Source organism: Candidatus Paralachnospira sp. LCP21S3_A2, from assembly GCF_052118925.1.
In the GTDB taxonomy this organism is placed as follows: domain Bacteria; phylum Bacillota; class Clostridia; order Lachnospirales; family Lachnospiraceae; genus Lientehia.
Map to the genome: position 1 here is coordinate 37,862 of NZ_JBQKGG010000004.1, position 19,150 is coordinate 57,011.

15 protein-coding genes and 1 tRNA gene are annotated in these 19,150 nt (G+C 51.9%); 15 read left to right on the forward strand and 1 reads right to left on the reverse strand.

The features are described from left to right. Positions 1 to 135: 135 nt before the first annotated feature. Entirely contained in the window at positions 136 to 4,386 is a 4,251-nt protein-coding gene (locus ACTQ3K_RS04890; RefSeq protein ID WP_441566126.1) for an acyl-CoA dehydratase activase-related protein, read from the reverse strand. A gap of 424 nt (positions 4,387 to 4,810) precedes the next feature. Between ACTQ3K_RS04890 and ACTQ3K_RS04895 the strand changes: the two genes are divergently transcribed. From ACTQ3K_RS04895 to dnaK, 15 genes are all read left to right on the forward strand, one after another. Next, entirely contained in the window at positions 4,811 to 5,668 is an 858-nt protein-coding gene (locus tag ACTQ3K_RS04895) for a rhomboid family intramembrane serine protease (RefSeq protein WP_441566127.1), read from the forward strand. Positions 5,669 to 5,954: 286 nt separating this feature from the next. Next, positions 5,955 to 6,269, forward strand: coding sequence for a PadR family transcriptional regulator (locus ACTQ3K_RS04900; protein WP_441566128.1), 315 nt, complete (start codon positions 5,955 to 5,957; stop codon positions 6,267 to 6,269). Between the two features lies 1 nt (position 6,270). After that, positions 6,271 to 7,110, forward strand: coding sequence for a DUF1700 domain-containing protein (locus ACTQ3K_RS04905; RefSeq protein WP_441566129.1), 840 nt, complete (start codon positions 6,271 to 6,273; stop codon positions 7,108 to 7,110). Continuing rightward, positions 7,107 to 7,874 carry a hypothetical protein gene (locus ACTQ3K_RS04910; RefSeq protein WP_441566130.1) on the forward strand — a complete coding sequence of 256 codons (768 nt, stop codon included), beginning with the start codon at positions 7,107 to 7,109 and terminating at the stop codon, positions 7,872 to 7,874. The genes ACTQ3K_RS04905 and ACTQ3K_RS04910 overlap by 4 nt, the downstream gene beginning before the upstream one ends. 27 nt (positions 7,875 to 7,901) lie before the next feature. Further along, the gene (locus tag ACTQ3K_RS04915) at positions 7,902 to 8,090 is read left to right on the forward strand and encodes a PspC domain-containing protein (protein ID WP_441566131.1); all 189 of its coding nucleotides are present in this window, start codon (positions 7,902 to 7,904) and stop codon (positions 8,088 to 8,090) included. A 141-nt stretch (positions 8,091 to 8,231) separates the two neighbouring features. Continuing rightward, on the forward strand, positions 8,232 to 8,426 hold the full coding sequence (locus ACTQ3K_RS04920; RefSeq protein ID WP_441566132.1) for a small, acid-soluble spore protein, alpha/beta type: 195 nt from the start codon (positions 8,232 to 8,234) through the stop codon (positions 8,424 to 8,426). A gap of 93 nt (positions 8,427 to 8,519) precedes the next feature. After that, positions 8,520 to 8,936, forward strand: coding sequence for a CBS domain-containing protein (locus ACTQ3K_RS04925; RefSeq protein ID WP_441566133.1), 417 nt, complete (start codon positions 8,520 to 8,522; stop codon positions 8,934 to 8,936). A 71-nt stretch (positions 8,937 to 9,007) separates the two neighbouring features. After that, positions 9,008 to 9,088 (forward strand) — tRNA-Leu (locus ACTQ3K_RS04930). A 158-nt stretch (positions 9,089 to 9,246) separates the two neighbouring features. After that, positions 9,247 to 10,527 (forward strand): nucleotidyltransferase domain-containing protein, encoded by a 1,281-nt coding sequence (locus ACTQ3K_RS04935; RefSeq protein ID WP_441566134.1) that lies wholly within the window; start codon positions 9,247 to 9,249, stop codon positions 10,525 to 10,527. A 63-nt stretch (positions 10,528 to 10,590) separates the two neighbouring features. Beyond that, entirely contained in the window at positions 10,591 to 11,943 is a 1,353-nt protein-coding gene (brnQ, locus tag ACTQ3K_RS04940) for a branched-chain amino acid transport system II carrier protein (RefSeq protein WP_441566273.1), read from the forward strand. An 87-nt stretch (positions 11,944 to 12,030) separates the two neighbouring features. After that, on the forward strand, positions 12,031 to 13,842 hold the full coding sequence (gene lepA / locus ACTQ3K_RS04945; RefSeq protein ID WP_441566135.1) for a translation elongation factor 4: 1,812 nt from the start codon (positions 12,031 to 12,033) through the stop codon (positions 13,840 to 13,842). Beyond that, entirely contained in the window at positions 13,843 to 15,045 is a 1,203-nt protein-coding gene (gene hemW / locus ACTQ3K_RS04950; protein ID WP_441566136.1) for a radical SAM family heme chaperone HemW, read from the forward strand. Between the two features lie 480 nt (positions 15,046 to 15,525). Continuing rightward, on the forward strand, positions 15,526 to 16,581 hold the full coding sequence (gene hrcA / locus ACTQ3K_RS04955; protein WP_441566137.1) for a heat-inducible transcriptional repressor HrcA: 1,056 nt from the start codon (positions 15,526 to 15,528) through the stop codon (positions 16,579 to 16,581). Between the two features lie 15 nt (positions 16,582 to 16,596). Continuing rightward, positions 16,597 to 17,217 carry a nucleotide exchange factor GrpE gene (gene grpE / locus ACTQ3K_RS04960; protein ID WP_441566138.1) on the forward strand — a complete coding sequence of 207 codons (621 nt, stop codon included), beginning with the start codon at positions 16,597 to 16,599 and terminating at the stop codon, positions 17,215 to 17,217. Positions 17,218 to 17,252: 35 nt separating this feature from the next. Beyond that, positions 17,253 to 19,124 (forward strand): molecular chaperone DnaK, encoded by a 1,872-nt coding sequence (gene dnaK / locus ACTQ3K_RS04965; protein WP_441566139.1) that lies wholly within the window; start codon positions 17,253 to 17,255, stop codon positions 19,122 to 19,124. Positions 19,125 to 19,150: the final 26 nt, after the last annotated feature.

Sequence of the window (19,150 nt, forward strand, 5' to 3'; positions counted from 1 at the left end):
ATGTCTGCGTTAAGACGCAGGATGACAATATAGGGAACTAGGATCTTCTTCAGAAGTTCCTGTATACAAAACGAGACGTCCATGAGCATATCACTCACGGACGTCTTATTTTATGGTTGTTTATGGAAATAGAATCTATTTCTTCGATTCTTCCGCTTTCAGGTTCTTCTGCGCGGTGGCCAGCATCAGTTTGATTCGGTTTAACTGGTTTACTTCGCTGGCACCGGGGTCATAGTCCACGGCGATAATGTTAGAGCCGGGGTACTGGCGGCGCAGCTCCTTGATAACACCTTTGCCGACCACATGGTTGGGCAGGCAGCCGAAAGGCTGGGTGCAGACAATATTGTTGGTGCCGGTGTGGATCAGCTCCAGCATTTCTCCGGTGAGGAACCAGCCCTCGCCGGTCTGGTTTCCGAGAGAAACAAAGGGCTTTGCCAGGTCTGCCAGGTTTTCGATCCTTGCCTGAGGCAGGAAGTGGCGGCTGGCATTGAGCTCTTCGCGGGCCGTTTTGCGGAAATGCTCCAGTAAGGAGATTCCCATATTACAGAGACGGGCGGTGGACTTTTTGAAGCCCAGGTTTGCAGCCTTGAAGTTGGTGTTGTAGAAGCAGTACAGCAGGAAATCCATCAGGTCAGGCATCACAGCCTCGGCTCCCTCGGATTCCAGAAGCTCCACCAGGTTATTGTTGGCCAGCGGTGAAAATTTTACCAGGATCTCGCCGACAATGCCGACACGGGGCTTTTTCCAGTCCTCATGGATCGGAAGATTATCGAAGTCGCGGATGATGGCGCGGACATTCTTTTTAAACCGGCTCATGGATACATGCTTTGTGGTCAGATCATTGATACAGAACTGTTCCCATTTTTTATGTAACTCATTGGCAGAGCCTGGGGTGATCTCATAAGGGCGCATATGATACAGAACCCGCATGAAGATGTCGCCATAGACGATCGCCTGCATGGCCTTGGTGAGCATAGGCAGAGAGTAGGTGAAGCCGGAGTTGGATTCCAGCCCCTGGGCACTTAAAGAGATCACGGGGATCTGTGCCATACCTGCACGCTCCAGGGCTCGGCGGATAAAGCCGATATAGTTGGAGGCACGGCAGCCGCCGCCGGTCTGGCTCATGAACACGGCTGTCTTGTTGAGGTCATATTTTCCGGACAGCAGAGCCTCCATGATCTGTCCCACGACGATCAGGGACGGATAGCAGGCATCATTATTTACATATTTTAATCCCACATCGACCGCCGCTCTTGTGTGGTTCTGAAGCACCTCCACATGGTAGCCGCAGGAGGAAAGGGCAGGCCCCAGAATGTTGAAATGGATGGGGCTCATCTGCGGACAGAGGATCGTGTAATTCTTCCGCATATCTTTGGTAAATTCCACACGCTTATAGGCGGAGGAAACGATCTTCCGCTCGATATGGCGGTTTTCCCGCACGCGGAGCGCGGAGATCAGGGAACGGATCCGGATTCTTGCGGCGCCCAGGTTGCTGACCTCGTCGATCTTTAAGACCGTGTAGATCTTTCCGGAGCCGGTAAGGATATCGTTGACCTGATCGGTGGTTACGGCGTCCAGGCCGCAGCCGAAGGAGTTTAACTGGATCAGATCCAGGTTATCTCTCGTTTTCACAAAGTTTGCCGCACGGTACAGGCGGGAATGGTACATCCACTGATCCATGACGATCAGCGGGCGCTCCACCTGTCCCAGATGGGATACCGAATCCTCAGTGAAAACAGCGATTCCGTAGGAGGTAATAAGCTCCGGGATTCCGTGGTTGATCTCCGGATCCACATGGTAGGGACGACCGGCCAGGACGATGCCGCGGCGTCCGGTCTCATCCAGATACTTCAGCGTTTCTTCGCCCTTTTTCTGGATATCCTCCTTGACAGCCAGAAGCTCGGCCCATGCCTTCTTTGCAGCGGCGCTGATCTCAGCGGCGGGGATATGCTCTTCCTCAGTAAATACCTCCACCAGCCGTTTTTCCAGGATTTCCTCGTTGGTGAACGCCATGAACGGATTCAGAAAACGGACATGCTCATCAGCCAGCTCTTCCACGTTGTTCTTGATGTTCTCCGCATAGGAGGTTACGATGGGGCAGTTGTAATGGTTCTGAGCGTCCGGTGTCTCATTGCGCTCGTAAGGAATGCAGGGGTAGAAGATAAACCGGATCCCCTGACGGATGAGCCAGGAAACGTGTCCGTGGGCCAGCTTCGCCGGGTAGCATTCCGACTCACTGGGGATCGATTCGATGCCCAGCTCATAGATCCGTTTCGTGGACTGGGGAGAGAGCACCACCTGGTAGCCCAGCTCCTTGAAGAACGTCGCCCAGAACGGATAATTTTCATACATATTTAAGACACGGGGAATCCCGATGATGCCGCGGGTGGCCGTGTCGGGGGTCAGGCTTTCATAGCCGAACACCCGCTTATACTTATAATCAAACAGGTTTGGAATATTTTCTTTGTTTTTCTGCTTTCCGAGGCCGCGTTCACAGCGGTTGCCGGAGATATACTGACGGCCGCCGGGGAAGCGGTTGATGGTGAGCAGGCAGCTGTTGGTACAGCCCTTGCAGTGGGCCATTTTTGTATCATAGGTAAGGTTCAGGATTTTTTCCATGGGAAGCATGGTGGTTTCCCTTCCGGGGGTATAACGTTCCCTTGCCACAAGGGCAGCACCGAAGGCACCCATGATGCCGGCAATGTCGGGACGGACGGCTTCACAGCCGGAGATCCGCTCGAAGCTGCGCAGCACGGCATCGTTATAGAAGGTTCCGCCCTGAACCACAACACGCCTGCCGAGATCGCTGGCATCGGTGATCTTGATTACCTTGAACAGCGCATTTTTGATGACGGAGTAGGCCAGTCCGGCGGAAATATCGGAAACCTCGGCGCCCTCCTTCTGAGCCTGTTTAACGTTGCTGTTCATGAATACCGTACAACGGGTTCCAAGGTCGATGGGGTTTTTGGCAAACAGCGCTTCCTTTGCAAAGTCCTGAACGCTGTAATTTAAGGATTTGGCGAAGGTCTCGATAAAAGAGCCGCAGCCGGAGGAGCAGGCTTCGTTTAGCTGGACGCTGTCCACGGTCTGGTTCTTGATCTTAATACACTTCATATCCTGGCCGCCGATGTCCAGAATACAGTCTACCTCCGGGTCAAAGAAGGAGGCGGCATAATAATGGGACACAGTCTCAACTTCGCCCTCATCCAGCATCAGGGCCGCCTTGATCAGGGCCTCTCCGTAACCGGTGGAGCAGGAATAGCGGATCGATGCGCTTGGAGGAAGCAGTTCGCTGATCTCCTTCATGGCGCGGATCGTTGTCTTTAAGGGACTGCCGTTGTTATTGGAATAGAAGGAATACAGCAGAGAACCGTCCTCACCCACCAGAGCTACCTTGGTGGTGGTAGAACCGGCATCAATGCCCAGAAAGCAGTCGCCCTCGTAGCTGTCCAGATCGGCAGTCGCTACGTTATGCTCACTGTGGCGGGCAAGGAAGGCATCATAGTCGGCCTGGTTTTTAAATAAGGGCTCAAGACGCTTTACTTCAAATTCCATCTTGACGCCGTGGGTAAGCTTTTCGCAGAGCGCTTCCAGCGAGGTAGAAACGTCTTCCTTTGGATTCATGGCTGCGCCGATGGCGGCAAACAGATGAGAATGCTCCGGTGCGATGATAGCATCACCCTCCAGCTTTAAGGTACGGATAAAAGCCGCCTTCAGCTCGGAAAGAAAATGGAGCGGGCCGCCTAAGAATGCCACGTTTCCGCGGATGGGCTTGCCGCAGGCCAGGCCGGAAATGGTCTGGTTTACAACTGCCTGAAAAATAGAGGCAGCCAGATCCTCTTTTGTTGCACCGTCATTGATAAGGGGCTGGATATCCGATTTGGCAAATACCCCGCATCGCGCCGCAATGGGATAAATTGCTTTATAGTTTTTCGCGTACTCGTTTAAGCCTGCGGCATCCGTCTGCAAAAGAGAGGCCATCTGGTCAATGAAGGAGCCGGTTCCGCCGGCGCAGATTCCGTTCATGCGCTGGTCGATTCCGCCGGTAAAGTAAATAATTTTGGCATCCTCGCCGCCCAGCTCGATGGCTACATCTGTCCGGGGGGCATAATCCTGGAGCGAGGTGGCAACGGCCACAACCTCCTGCACGAACGGCACCTCCAGATGTCTGGAGATGGTAAGTCCGCCGGAGCCGGTGATAACCGGGTGCACCTCCATGGGGCCAAGCTGCTCCAATGCCCGGCGAAGAAGCGATGCCAGTGTTTCCTGGATGTTGGCATAATGGCGCTCGTAGGCGGAAAACAGTACCTGATTGTCGGGAGTGAGAATGGCCGCCTTTACGGTTGTAGATCCAATATCAATTCCCAGCTTATTATAATTAGACATAAAAACACCTTTTCTCTCTGGTATCGCGCGATCCACGATACGGACCGCGAAGGTTAAAGCCTGAAATCTGTTTCAGGGTGGCGTAAGCCACATGCTATTATAGTATGTTCTTTTGGGAAAAGCAAGAATTGGGTTAAGGAAAAGAGTGTTAAAAGAATGTTAAGAAATCGTTAAAAGGGAAAAATTGCGGAGAATTCTTCTGGAAAGAACCAATACAGCATTATTAGACGCCGGGAGCAGGAAAAAGAAAAGGGAAAGTAAATAAAAAATGAAATCTGTGAAAAAAACAGCAACTGGGCTGCTTAGATTTGACAAACTACAGGATTCTTTTTATAATAAGGAAGAATTGTTTCCGGCAGAAACAGTCCTGTCGGGATGGATGAGACAAACAGCTGCCGACGGCAGCGGAGAATGGAGTTTAAGAATGAACTGGATAAGCAAGCTGGAACGGAAGTTCGGGAAGTATGCCATTCCCAATCTGATGTTTTATATCATGATCCTGTACGGGGTTGGATTTGTGATCATGAAGGTCAATCCCATGTATTATCAGTATCTGTCTCTGGATGCCAGCCAGATTATGAGAGGACAGATCTGGAGGATCGTGACCTTTCTGATCTATCCGCCTGATACGGATATTCTCTATTTTATGATTGCCATGTGGCTTTATTATTCTCTTGGAACAACGCTGGAGCGCGTCTGGGGCGCATTCCGGTTTAACCTGTATTTCTTTATCGGCGTGCTGGGCCATGTGCTGGCGGCACTGATCATCTACTGGATTTCCGGCTACACGCTGATCATGGGAACCGCCTATCTGAACTGGTCGCTGTTCTTTGCCTTTGCGGCAACGTTCCCGGATATGCAGTTTTTACTGTTCTTCATTATTCCGGTAAAGGCCAAATGGCTGGGGATCCTGAATGGGATTTATTTCGTCTATGAGCTGATTGTCGGAAACTGGGCCACCAGAGTGGCAATCCTGTTATCCATTGCCAACTTCCTGCTCTTCTTCCTGGGAAGCCGTGATATGAAGCGGGTAAGCCCTAAAGAGGTGAAGCGGAAGGCAGTGTATCGTCAGCAGGTCAATCAGGCACGGGCCTCCGAAAAGCATCCCCGTCACCGCTGTGCCGTCTGTGGCCGGACGGAGTTTGACGATCCGAATCTGGAATTCCGGTTCTGCTCCAAGTGCGAGGGCAACTATGAATACTGCCAGGATCATCTCTATACCCATAAGCATGTGACCTCCAATAAGGACGGAAACCAGTCCGGAACGATCCATCAGGCATAAATGTACAGACGAATGTAAATAAGCGCCGGCGCGCTGCGGGAAACCGCGGTGCGCCGGTTTTTATCTGCATATCTGCGGATGGAATGTCCCGAACCCGGCATGGATTATGCTTTGGAATTTCGCGGATCCACTGCCCAGGCCAGACAGAGGCAGCTTATATATGTGCCGGTTGGCTGGCCTGGGTGGGACGCGAAATTCGATTCAAATACCTGTTGACAAACTATATTATACGACATATAATATAAAACAGCAAATAACAATACTTGTTTACACGGGAGCTGATGACATGGTATTCAACACAGGAGCGGCGCTTCTGGACGCGATCGTCTTGTCGGTGGTTTCCAGAGATGCCGAGGGAACCTACGGGTACAAGATCACCCAGGAGGTGCGGGAGGCCATTGAGATTTCGGAATCGACCCTCTACCCGGTTTTGCGGCGTCTCCAGAAAGACGATTGTCTGGAGGTTTATGACCGGGAGTTCGGCGGCAGAAACCGGCGCTATTATAAGGTAACGCCCAAGGGCAGTGCCCAGCTTGCCCTTTACCGCGGCGAGTGGAAAAGCTATTCGGGAAAGATTTCCGCGATTCTTGAGGAGGATTAAGATGGACAGGAAAACTTATATGAAAGAACTGGCATATCTTCTTCAGGATATGTCCGAGGAGGAGCGGGAGGAAGCGCTTCAGTATTATGAGGATTACTTCGAGGACGCCGGACCGGAAAAGGAAGCCGAGGTGATCGCGGAGCTGGGAAGCTTGGAGCGGCTGGCGGCCATGATCCGGGCCGGAGTGAACGGCGGCTTTGAGGAGCAGGAAACCGAATACACCGAGCATGGCGTGGAGCATGACCGTTATAAAATGCCGGGCGGCGAGCTGGTCCCGCCGGAGATGGTGCAAAGAAAGCAGATCGGTACAGAGGGAAACGGCGGCCGGGAAAGCGGATTCGGAGAAACTCCGGAGCATGGCCGGAATGTTGAAACAGAGGAATATGCGGGAACCGGCGGTTCGGAGACATTCGGACAGGACAATACAGAAGCAGGACGGAAGAGGCGAAGGCATCGAAATCCGATCGTGGTATTTCTGATGCTCTGCGGCCTGATCATTGCTGTGCCTGTGGGCTTCGGCCTGTTCTGTCTGGCAGGAGGGATTTCCCTCGGGATCCTCTGCACGGCGGGAGGAATCCTGCTGGCGGTGATCATCAGCGCAGCGGCGTTTCTGTTCAGCGGAGTCGTATTGGTAGGCGTAGGGATCGGAAAGCTGTTTACCGTTCCGGCGGCCGGCATGATGATCGGCGGAGGCGGATTTGTACTTCTGGCGGTGGGCCTTCTGGCACTTCTTCTGTCGGTATGGTTCTGCGGAAAGGCCATTCCGGCGCTGATTCACATGATCGGAAATCTGTTTGGCTTTTTCGGAAGACGGCTCAGGAGAGGAGGGCAGGCGGCATGAAACGATTTGCAAAAGTCTGTCTGTGGACATCTCTGGCCCTCGGCCTGCTGGGGCTGCTGCTCATGTCCGTAAGCTTTGCCATGGGATTTCGGATTCGGTTCTGGGAACCGAAGACAACACCGGAGCAGATCGAAACGCGGAATGAGACGGTGCAGGGCGCGATCCGGAATCTTTCCTTTGAGGTGGAGGCCGGGAGCCTTTCGGTGGAGGAAGGAGATACGTTTTCTGTTGTGGGATACAGCAAAGGAAGCCGGATCGACAGCCATGTGGAGGACGGAACCTGGCATATTACCTCCGGACAGGAGGAAGAAAAGGGCGGCTCGCTGGTTGGCGGTTTTTATGTGGACGGACAGGGCATTTATTTAAAGAAGGCACTGGGTGAGGTCCATGTAACGATCCCACGGGATGCCGTTTTTGAACAGGTGGAGATCCGGGTAAAAGCCGGAGCCTTTCAGAGCGGGACGCTGGCCTGTGACGAACTGGAGGCTGAGGTAGAAAGCGGAAGTGCGACTTTTGAGCTTCTGGATATTGGAACGAAGGCGAAGATCCATGCGGCCACGGGAACCGTAGACGGAACGCTGGCCGGTTCGGAGGAAGACTATTCGGTGGAGATGGACTGCAGCCTGGGAAGTATTTCTGCCGGAAGCAGTGAGCTGGGAGGAATTGTCCTGGGCGAGGAACATTATGACATTGGAGAAAAGGATCTGGAGCTTTCCTGTGATCTTGGAGCAATTACCCTTTCCTTTGAAGAGGAAATGCGATAAAATAGAAACATAAAGGAGACGAAAACTATGGAACCGAAACGATTATACCGTTCAACAAGAGACAAACTGTTTTTAGGTGTATGCGGAGGAATCGGCGAGTATTTTAATATCGATGCGACCATTATCCGTGTGATCTGGGCGATCTTCGGCTGCACCGGCGCCGGGATCCTGGCCTACTTTATTGCGGCAGTGCTGATGCCGTCCGACCCGTCATAATACAGGTCTGACAGAACGCACCGCTGAAGCAAAGAAACGAATCAGGCGGAGGCGGAAAGCCTCCGGAACTGTGAATGGAATTTCAGAAACAGGCAATGCTCTTAGTAACCCGGAAAGGGAGAAAGGAGCATTGTCTGTTATATGGGAAAGAAAAAAGAGGGGCCGCTGGATCTTTCGGATTTAACACCGGAGGAGAAGCTGAAGCTGGAGATTGCCGCGGAGATCGGCGTTTATGACAAAGTGATAAGGGGCGGCTGGCGATGCCTTTCGGCAAAGGAATCAGGGCGGATCGGCGGCATGATGACGAAAAAGAAACGGGAACTGAAAAAATCTTAAGGCTTTCTAAAATCTCCCGGATTTGCTGGAAAGACGGCGGGAAATATGATACCATGATAACGATAAAGCTGCCGGAGGCAGAAGGGAGATACTATGAATATACTGTTTTTTTTAACGCCCAAAAGTGAAGTAGAATATGTGTTTGATGATTTTACCATCAGACAGACCATAGAGAAGATGGAATATCACCGGTTTTCTGAAGTTCCGGTCATTGACCGGGAGGGACATTATACGGGAACGATCACGGAAGGTGATCTTCTATGGTATGTGAAAGAACAATGGGATCTGAATATGAGTGAGGCGGAGAATGTGAGAATTTCCGGGATCGGCAGAAAGCGGAAGACGGCGGCAGTGTCTGCTGATGCGCGCATGGAAGATCTGATGGAAAAGGCTATGAATCAGAATTTTGTTCCTGTGGTGGACGATAAAAATATCTTTATCGGAATTGTGAAGCGCAAGGATATCATCGGCTATTTTTACAGACAGATGAGCGGAAAGCCGGAAGCGTAATCCATTGACTTTTAGAGACGGAAATGATAAGATGTTACTGCGTCGGCATGTTACCGGCGCAGTAATTTTTCGCGGATATGGCGGAATTGGCAGACGCGCCAGATTTAGGTTCTGGTGTCCATGACGTGCAGGTTCAAGTCCTGTTATCCGCAGGAACAGAGGCTCTGAGGAGAAACCCGGTGGGGAGAGATATCCTTGGGGCTTTTCTTTTTCATCATCAGGAGGGACAGAAACCGTGTGCCTGCTGCAGCAGTCTGTGTGGTTAAAGGAGTGCGCGGAAAACGACAGGAAACAGCCTGAAGGAGAGGCCATGAAGGAAAAAGGAAGAGAGAACAGGGCAGAAGAAAAAACGAATGGAATCGCAGAGAAAGCGGGAATGCAGGAACAGATGCGACAGACGGGGAAAGAGCTTCTGCTGCTGCTTCGCTGTGCATTAAACGGAGAGGCTGCCGGGATTTCCTGGGACGGCGAGGAATGGAAACGGATCTGGCAGCTGGCAAAGCGGAGCAATGTGGAGGCAGCGCTCTGGCCGGCGGTGAAGCCCCATGAGGAAGCATTGCCGGAGACGCTTCGAGGTCTGTGGAAGCAGGCAGGAACCATGGGAATGTACCGGGAACTGCAGTTTGATGTGGAACGGGAGCAGATCCTGGAGGCACTGGAGGCCCATGGGATTTCCTATCTGCCGTTAAAAGGGATTCTGCTAAAGGATGATTACCCGAAACCGGGAATGCGCTACATGTGCAACAATGATATTCTGTATGGCTATGTGGAGCCGGATCCGGCGGGCGGTTACTGCCTCAGAGGAAAGACGGAAGCAGATAAGGAGCAGGGGCTTCTGGAAGCGCAGAAGATTCTCTGCACGATTATGAAGCAGCATGGTTACGAAGTGGAAGGTCTGACGGGAAATCATGATGCCTTTCAGAAACAGCCCATATTTAATTTTGAGATGCACCGTACGCTGTTTGACCGGACAAGTCCGTTTCTGTCTTATTATAAGAATCCCTGGAAGCGGGCAGTCAGAAGGGAAGAAAATCCTCATCGGTATGAGTATTCCGTGGAAGATCAGTATCTGTTTATAACCGCCCATGCCTGGAAGCATTATGACGGAGGCGGATGCGGAATCCGGACACTGGCGGATGAAGCAGTGTATCTCCAGAGGCAGGGCGGTTTCATGGACTGGAATTATGTGGAAGCGGAGGCGGAAAAGCTGGGACTTGGCGAATTTGAAAAGGCGCTTCGGCGCTGCGCAAAGCATCTGCTTCTGGAGACGGGAGAAGCGGAGGCGGAGGACTGGGAGATGGCTTATTATATGCTGGGCTGCGGAACATACGGAACCATGGATAACCGGATCATGAGAACGATCAGCCGGCTGCAGATGGAAACCGGCGGAGATCAGAAGCAGGCGAAAAAGCGCTATGCCAGAAACCGGATCTTTCTTTCGGAGGAACAGTTACAGGAATATCATCCGTTTTTTTATCATCATAAATCGTTACGATGGATACTTCCCATTTACCGCACCGTGCGGGGTATGTTCCGCCATCCGGGACAGCTTCTGCGGGAATGGAGGATCTGGCGGCAGTATCGGGATTAAGAACCACGTGGATTTATAAAACGATCCGGATGTTGAAAAATGAAGAAGAAAGGGTGTGGAACTATGAAACGGACTCTGAACCGCAAAGAGCTCCTTCTGGTGGCCAGTATGCTGTTCGGCCTGTTTTTCGGTGCCGGAAATCTGATCTTTCCGGTTTATATGGGGCAGCAGGCGGGAAGAAACCTGCTCCCGGCGACACTGGGATTTCTGGTGACCGGAGTGGGGCTTCCGCTTCTTGGTGTGGCGGCACTGGGGATCAGCCGGAAGGACGGCGTACTGGAAATGAGCAGCCAGGTGGGAAAGGGCTGGGGGATCGTATTTACCGGCCTGCTGTATATGACGATCGGGCCGTTTTTTGCCATTCCCAGGTGTGCGACGGTCTCCTTTACGGTGGGACTGGAATCGCTTCTGCCGGAGGGCAGCCACGGGATCTGGCTGGCGGTGTTTTCCCTTCTGTTTTTCCTGGCGGTACTGTTCTTTTCCCTGCGGCCGGGAAAGATCCTGACCTGGGTGGGAAAAATTTTAAATCCGCTGTTTCTGGGCTTTCTGGGGATTTTAATGCTTCGGGCGGTCATAAGTCCCATGGGAGCCATTGGAGAGGCAGTGCCGCTCGGCAATTATCAGAACGCTGTATTTTTTCAGGGATTTTTAGAGGGATATAATACCATGGATGCGCTGGCCGGTCTGGCGTTCGGGATCATTGTGGTAAATGCGATCCGCGGCCTCGGTGTGGAGGATGCAGACGCAGTAGCAAAGAATACGGTGAAGGCAGGTGTATTCAGCTCGCTGCTCATGGCGGGAATCTATGTGCTGGTGGCCGTGGCAGGGGCCCAGAGCCGCGGAAGCCTGCCGGGCTGCGGAAACGGCGGCGAAGCCCTGCTTGGGATCGCCAGTCGGTATTTCGGTAAGGCAGGGGGGCTGATCCTGGTGGCAACGGTTGCGCTGGCCTGCTTAAAAACAGCAGTCGGTCTTCTCACAAGCTGCGGGGAGACCTTTCAGAAAATGTTTCCCGGCGGTCCGTCCTATCGGGCCTGGGTGGTGTCGTTCGGGATACTTTCGTTCCTGATTGCAAACCTGGGACTGGAAAAGATCATTTCCTTTTCGCTTCCGGTCCTTATGTTCTTATATCCGCTGGCGGTGACGCTGATCCTGCTGACCTTGTTCGGAAGAGCATTCAAAAACGATCGCAGGGTTTATCAGGCCGTGACTGTCTGTACCGGGCTTGCGGCGGCTTTTGATTTTATCCGGACACTGCCGGGAGCGGCAGTCTCCGTCCTCCATGCAGAGGGACTGATCGCATTCGGAGAACGGTTCCTGCCGTTTTCGTCCATCGGTTTTGGCTGGCTTTTACCGGCAGCAGTGGGACTGGGTATCGGGCTGGCAGTTCGAAGGATTACAAAGCAGGCAGAAGGATAGGATACTCCACAGGGAAAACGCTTGCAGGAAACGGCGTTCCGTTGTAAAATTACCGGAGACAGGTGAAAGAGAATCAGGAGGAACAGCATGGCGATTGACCAGAGTAAAATCAGAAATTTTTGTATCATTGCCCATATAGACCACGGCAAGTCTACCCTGGCCGACAGGATCATTGAGATGACCGGGCTTCTGACCAGCCGGGAAATGCAGGCGCAGGTTCTGGATAATATGGATCTGGAGCGGGAGCGCGGAATTACCATCAAGTCCCAGGCAGTGCGGACTGTTTACAGGGCGAAGGACGGGGAGGAGTATATTTTCAACCTTATTGACACTCCCGGTCATGTGGATTTTAATTATGAGGTATCACGAAGCCTGGCGGCCTGCGATGGCGCGGTGCTGGTGGTAGATGCGGCACAGGGAATCGAGGCTCAGACCATGGCCAATGTGTATCTGGCACTGGATCATGATCTTGAGGTATTCCCGGTGATCAATAAGATCGATCTGCCCAGTGCAGATCCTCAGCGTGTCATCGACGAGATTGAGGATGTGATCGGGATCGAGGCACAGGATGCGCCTCAGATTTCGGCTAAGGCAGGAATCAACATCGATCAGGTGCTGGAACAGATCGTGGAGAAGATTCCGGCGCCCGTCGGCGACCAGGCTGCGCCTTTGCAGGCGCTGATCTTTGACTCGGTTTATGATCCTTATAAAGGAGTCATCGTATTCTGCCGGGTCAAGGAGGGAACCGTAAAAAAGGGAACGAGGATCCGATTCATGGCGACCGGTGCGGAGTTTGAAACCGTGGAGGTGGGCTACTTCGGCGCAGGACAGTTTATTCCATGTGATGAGCTGGCAGCCGGAATGGTTGGCTATATTACGGCAAGCATTAAGAATGTACGGGATACGAGAGTCGGCGATACGGTCACCGACGCGGAGCGTCCCTGTGACGCGCCCCTTCCCGGATATAAGAAGGTGACGCCCATGGTGTACTGTGGGCTGTATCCTGCCGACGGGGCGAAGTACAATGACCTGCGTGATGCGCTGGAAAAGCTGCAGCTCAATGATGCCTCCCTCCAGTTTGAGCCGGAGACCTCCATCGCACTGGGCTTCGGTTTCCGCTGCGGCTTTCTTGGCCTTCTGCATCTGGAGATCATTCAGGAGCGTCTGGAGCGGGAATATAACCTGGATCTGGTGACCACGGCTCCCGGCGTTGTCTATAAGGTGCATAAGACAAATGGTGAGATCATGGAGCTGACCAATCCCTCCAATCTTCCCGATCCCTCCGAGATCGAATATATGGAGGAGCCGGTGGTAAAGGCGGAGATCATGGTGACGACTGAGTTCATTGGCGCGATTATGCAGCTCTGCCAGGAGCGCCGTGGTGTGTACCTGGGAACCGAGTACATGGAGGATACCAGAGCGCTGCTGCGTTATGAGCTGCCCCTCAATGAGATCATTTATGATTTCTTCGATGCATTAAAATCCAGATCCCGCGGCTATGCGTCCTTTGATTATGAGCTGAAGGGCTATGAGCAGTCAGAGCTGGTGAAGCTGGATATTCTGATCAATAAAGAAGCCGTGGACGCACTGTCGTTTATTGTCCATGCCGATACGGCTTATGAGCGTGGCCGGAAGATGTGTGAAAAGCTCAAGGAGGAGATCCCGAGACATCTGTTTGAGATCCCGATCCAGGCGGCCATCGGAAACAGGATCATCGCCCGCGAGACGGTAAAGGCCATGCGAAAGGATGTGCTGGCAAAGTGCTATGGCGGCGATATCAGCCGAAAACGGAAGCTTCTGGAGAAGCAGAAAGAGGGAAAGAAGCGGATGCGCCAGGTGGGCAATGTGGAGATCCCTCAGAAGGCCTTCATGAGCGTTCTCAAGCTGGATGATGAATAAATGAATGAAAACAGAAATGGCCAAACGGAGCTGGAGCTTTATATCCATATTCCGTTCTGCGTAAGAAAATGCGGCTACTGTGATTTCGTCTCGGCACCGGCCGGACGGGAGGTCCAGCAGGCGTATATGGAACGGCTGTGGGAGGAAATCGAAGAGTCCGTGAACGGAGAGACTTTGGTCTCCAGTGTCTTTTTCGGCGGAGGGACGCCCTCTCTCATCGAGCCACTTTTAATAGAAGAAACATTGAACCGGATCCGGCGGCGGTTTTTTCTTTCGCCGGACGCAGAGATCAGCATGGAGGCTAATCCGGGGACGCTTACAAAAGAAGCCCTGCAGATCTATAAGCGGGCCGGGGTGAACCGGCTCAGCATCGGGCTCCAGTCGGCTCATAATAAGGAGCTTTCCATGCTGGGACGGATCCATACCTGGGAGGAATTTAAAGAGAGCTTTTCGCTTGCCCGAAGGGCCGGATTTGAGAATCTTAATGTGGATCTTATGGCAGCGCTTCCGGGACAGACCGTGGAAAGCTTTTCAGAAAGCCTGCGGGCGGTTCTGGCCCTTTCGCCGGAGCATCTTTCTGTGTACAGCCTTATTATCGAAGAGGAAACACCCTTTTATGAAACGTACGGGAAGCAGGCTGAGGCGCGTGCCGAAGGACGGGAAGATGCCGCGATCCGGCCTCTGCCGTCGGAGGAGGACGAGCGGACCATGTACCGGATCACGGAGGAGCTTCTGGGAAAAGCCGGTTATGACCATTACGAGATCTCCAATTACAGTAAGCCGGGATATGCCTGCCGTCACAACATCGGCTACTGGACGGGAACGCCGTATCTGGGCTTCGGAATTTCGGCGGCTTCTTATGTAGAAGAAAAACGGTTTCATAATACGTCAGACCGGGAGGAATATCTGTCCAGACCCTTTTCGGAGATACGGAGCCTGGAGGAGCAGGTCACAAGGCCCCGCGCCATGGAAGAATTTCTGTTCCTGGGGCTGCGCATGATGTGCGGCGTATCCGAACAGAGGTTTTTGGAGCGGTTCGGAATAACCATGGAGGCTGTTTACGGAGAGACGTTAAGAACACTGTCCGGTGAAGGTCTGCTGGAAGCGTATCAGAATGGAACCGAACGGTTCTGGAGACTTACGGAGCATGGAATCGATGTGAGCAACTATGTGCTGGCAGAGTTTCTGCTGGACGAAAACTGAGCGTAAGCTATGGAAAAATCCTGTCCACAGGAATCGCCGGTGTAAGCATTTGCCGGTATAAGCATAGGACGGAGAAAATCCGTATAAAACAGAAAAGAAGACGCTGCACAATCCTGAATGGCGAAACAGGAAGCTGTGCAGCGCCTTTTGCGTTGTTTGGAATATTGCAAGAACTTTTTTGAAAAGTTTTTGCGTTTCCCCCTTCTATTTTGGCCGGCAGAGGGCGAACTCTGCGGTGACCGTATGGTGAAAAGTGTTGGTAGTTTTAGTATAGGGGATTTTTCCTGCTTATACTATCAAAATACTGGCTAAAACTATAACAATCCTGCGCTAAAAGAAAAAATGTGAAGAAAATATGAAAAAAATGGAGAAATGAAAAAAGTTGTTGACAAAGAAGACGTCCAGTGCTATCTTATAGACATGGATGTTAGCACTCTAATAAGTTGAGTGCTAACAGAGAAAGCGAAGGAGGCGTGAGAAATGGAACTGGATGAACGGAAGAAAAAAATTTTACATGCGATCATTCGGAACTATCAGGAGACCGGAGAACCGGTCGGTTCACGTACCATTTCCAAATTCTCCGACCTGCAGCTTTCTTCTGCAACGATCCGAAACGAGATGGCCGACCTGGAGGAAATGGGACTGATCGTTCAGCCGCATACCTCGGCAGGACGGATCCCTACCGATAAGGGCTATCGTCTTTATGTGGATCATATGCTCCGGGAATCGGAAGACGAACCGGATCAGGCGGAACGGGCTGTTCCCCAGACCCAGGACTTTTTTGTAGAACGTCTGGATCGGATGGAACGGGTACTCCAGCAGATGGCAAAGGTGCTGGCCGCCAATACCAACTATACGTCGATGATCTCCGCGCCGCGTTATAACCGCAACAAGGTAAAGTTCATTCAGCTTTCCAGAGTTGAGGAACACCGGCTGCTGGCGGTGGTGGTGGTGGAAGGAAATATCATTAAGAACACCATGTTCGATGTGGAGGAATCGTTAAGCGAAGAAGATGTTCTCTCCCTGAACCTGATGCTCAACACCAATTTAAACGGCCTGACCATTGAAGAGATCAATCTGGGAGTCATCGCGAAGATCAAACAGCAGGCAGGAACTCATACCGAGATCATCGGAAAGGTTCTGGACGCTGTGGCAGATGCAATCCGCGCCGATGAGGAAGATCTTCAGATCTATACCAGCGGTGCTACCAATATTTTTAAATATCCGGAGCTTTCCGACAGCGGAAGAGCAAAGGATATCATTCAGGTGTTTGAGGAAAAGAAACAGTTAACCAATCTCTTGACCGACAAGCTCAATGAGGACGGAAAGCAGGGTATTCAGGTGTACATCGGAGACGAGACACCGGTTCAGAGCATGAAGGACTGCAGTGTGGTCACTGCCACATATGATCTGGGCGAGGGCCTGCAGGGAACCATCGGGATCGTCGGACCGAAGCGTATGGACTATGAAAAGGTTGTAAGCACGCTTCAGACGGTGATGGGACAGCTGGACACCATGTTAAAAAAAGAAGAATAGAAAGGCGGAACAGTCGTGGCAGATACAGAAAAGGAACTGGAAAAGGAACAGGAACAGACAGCGGAGGAAACTGCGGCAGAAGCGGAAAACGTGGAAGCAGGAGCAGAAGCCGGAGAAACCGAAACGGAGAACGCAGGACAGGAAGAAAAGAATGCGGAGGCCGAAAAGAAGAGCTTTTTCAAAAAGAAAGACAAAAAAGATAAAAAGGATCTCCAGATCGAGGAACTGAGCGACAAGCTGGTACGGTCCATGGCAGAGTTTGAGAATTTCCGGAAACGGACAGAAAAGGAAAAGAATGCCATGTATGAGATCGGTGCAAAGAGCGTCATCGAAAAGATCCTCCCCGTCATTGATAATTTTGAACGGGGACTCGGAACCTTGAGTGAGGAAGAAGCCCAGACTCCCTTTGCAGAGGGAATGGATAAGATATACAAACAGCTTCTTAAGACCCTGGACGAAATGGATGTGAAGCCCATTGAAGCCGTGGGGCAGGAATTTGATCCCAATTTCCATAATGCAGTAATGCATGTGGAGGATGAGAACGTTGGCGAGAACATCGTCGTGGAGGAATTCCAGAAAGGATATCTTTACCGGGAAAGCGTGGTTCGCCACAGCATGGTAAAGGTGGCAAATTAAAAAACAAAGACTTTTAAATACAGGAGGAAATTATTATGGGAAAGATCATTGGTATTGACTTAGGTACAACAAATTCATGCGTGGCAGTTATGGAAGGCGGAAAGCCGGTTGTTATCGCAAATACAGAGGGCGTTCGTACAACTCCGTCCGTCGTAGCATTCACAAAGACCGGTGAGAGACTGGTCGGCGAGCCGGCAAAGCGTCAGGCTGTAACCAACTCCGAACGCACCATTGCCTCCATCAAGAGACATATGGGAACGGATTATAAGGTAGACATTGACGGAAAGAAATATTCTCCTCAGGAGATCTCCGCCATGATCCTGCAGAAGTTAAAGGCAGATGCAGAGAGCTATCTTGGTGAGAAAGTAACGGAAGCAGTTATTACGGTTCCTGCTTACTTCAATGATGCACAGCGTCAGGCAACAAAGGACGCCGGAAAGATCGCAGGCCTTGATGTAAAGCGTATCATCAACGAGCCTACCGCAGCAGCTCTGGCTTACGGCCTTGATAATGAGAAAGAACAGAAGATCCTGGTTTACGACCTGGGCGGCGGTACCTTCGATGTTTCCATCATCGAGATCGGTGACGGTGTCATTGAGGTTCTGTCCACCAACGGCGATACCCACTTAGGCGGCGATGATTTCGATCAGGTTCTCGTTGATTACATGATCTCCGAGTTCAAGAAGGCCGAGGGCGTGGATCTGTCCAAGGATAAGATGGCACTTCAGAGATTAAAGGAAGCTGCCGAGAAGGCAAAGAAAGAGCTTTCTTCCGCAACCACCACAAACATCAACCTTCCGTTCATCACTGCAACCAGTGAAGGACCGAAGCATTTTGATATGAACTTAACAAGAGCAAAGTTCGATGAACTGACTCACGATCTGGTTGAGAGAACTGCAATCCCTGTTCAGAACGCTCTGCGTGATGCAGGCCTGAATGCTTCCGATCTTGGAAAGGTTCTTCTGGTCGGCGGTTCCACCCGTATTCCTGCGGTTCAGGAAAAGGTAAAGATGCTTACAGGCAAGGAGCCTTCCAAGAATCTGAATCCCGATGAGTGCGTAGCTATCGGTGCTTCCATTCAGGGCGGCAAGCTTGCCGGCGACGCCGGTGCAGGCGACATCCTTCTTCTGGATGTAACTCCCCTGTCCCTGTCGATCGAGACCATGGGCGGCATTGCAACGAAGCTGATCGCGAGAAACACAACGATCCCTACAAAGCACAGCCAGGTATTCTCCACAGCTGCCGACAATCAGACAGCCGTAGACATCAACGTGCTTCAGGGTGAGAGACAGTTCGCAAAGGACAACAAGAGCTTAGGCCAGTTCCGTCTTGACGGAATCCCGCCTGCAAGAAGAGGCGTTCCTCAGATCGAGGTAACCTTTGATATTGATGCAAACGGTATCGTAAATGTATCTGCGAAGGATCTTGGTACCGGCAAGGAGCAGCACATCACCATTACCGCAGGCTCCAACATGTCCGAGGCTGATATCGACAAGGCGGTAAAGGAAGCAGCTGAGTTCGAGGCTCAGGACAAGAAGCGTAAAGAGGGCATTGATGCAAGAAACGAAGCAGACTCCATGGTATTCCAGACCGAGAAGGCACTGGAGGAAGCAGGAGACAAGATCGATCCTGCTCAGAAGAGCGCAGTGGAAGAGGATATCAAGTCTCTGAAGGCTGTTGTGGATGCAACGGCAAACGGTGAGATCTCTGACGCACAGCTTGATGAACTGAAGTCCGGCAAAGAGAAACTGATGAACAGTGCTCAGGCGCTTTTCGCCAAGATGTATGAGCAGGCTCAGAGTGCACAGGGAGCACAGGGCGCACAGGGCGCAGGTCCTGAAGCCGGTGCAGGAGCAGGCCAGGCAGCAGACGATGACGTTGTAGACGCAGATTACAAAGAGGTATAAAAACTCTTCCGTTTTTCCAGGGATTC

Excerpts from the sequence above, each read along its gene's own strand:
- ACTQ3K_RS04890 (WP_441566126.1), bottom strand. The coding sequence starts at position 4,386 with ATGTCTAATTATAATAAGCTGGGAATTGATATTGGATCTACAACCGTA.
- ACTQ3K_RS04895 (WP_441566127.1), top strand. The coding sequence starts at position 4,811 with ATGAACTGGATAAGCAAGCTGGAACGGAAGTTCGGGAAGTATGCCATT.
- ACTQ3K_RS04900 (WP_441566128.1), top strand. The coding sequence starts at position 5,955 with ATGGTATTCAACACAGGAGCGGCGCTTCTGGACGCGATCGTCTTGTCG.
- ACTQ3K_RS04905 (WP_441566129.1), top strand. The coding sequence starts at position 6,271 with ATGGACAGGAAAACTTATATGAAAGAACTGGCATATCTTCTTCAGGAT.
- ACTQ3K_RS04910 (WP_441566130.1), top strand. The coding sequence starts at position 7,107 with ATGAAACGATTTGCAAAAGTCTGTCTGTGGACATCTCTGGCCCTCGGC.
- ACTQ3K_RS04915 (WP_441566131.1), top strand. The coding sequence starts at position 7,902 with ATGGAACCGAAACGATTATACCGTTCAACAAGAGACAAACTGTTTTTA.
- ACTQ3K_RS04920 (WP_441566132.1), top strand. The coding sequence starts at position 8,232 with ATGGGAAAGAAAAAAGAGGGGCCGCTGGATCTTTCGGATTTAACACCG.
- ACTQ3K_RS04925 (WP_441566133.1), top strand. The coding sequence starts at position 8,520 with ATGAATATACTGTTTTTTTTAACGCCCAAAAGTGAAGTAGAATATGTG.
- ACTQ3K_RS04935 (WP_441566134.1), top strand. The coding sequence starts at position 9,247 with ATGAAGGAAAAAGGAAGAGAGAACAGGGCAGAAGAAAAAACGAATGGA.
- brnQ (WP_441566273.1), top strand. The coding sequence starts at position 10,591 with ATGAAACGGACTCTGAACCGCAAAGAGCTCCTTCTGGTGGCCAGTATG.
- lepA (WP_441566135.1), top strand. The coding sequence starts at position 12,031 with ATGGCGATTGACCAGAGTAAAATCAGAAATTTTTGTATCATTGCCCAT.
- hemW (WP_441566136.1), top strand. The coding sequence starts at position 13,843 with ATGAATGAAAACAGAAATGGCCAAACGGAGCTGGAGCTTTATATCCAT.
- hrcA (WP_441566137.1), top strand. The coding sequence starts at position 15,526 with ATGGAACTGGATGAACGGAAGAAAAAAATTTTACATGCGATCATTCGG.
- dnaK (WP_441566139.1), top strand. The coding sequence starts at position 17,253 with ATGGGAAAGATCATTGGTATTGACTTAGGTACAACAAATTCATGCGTG.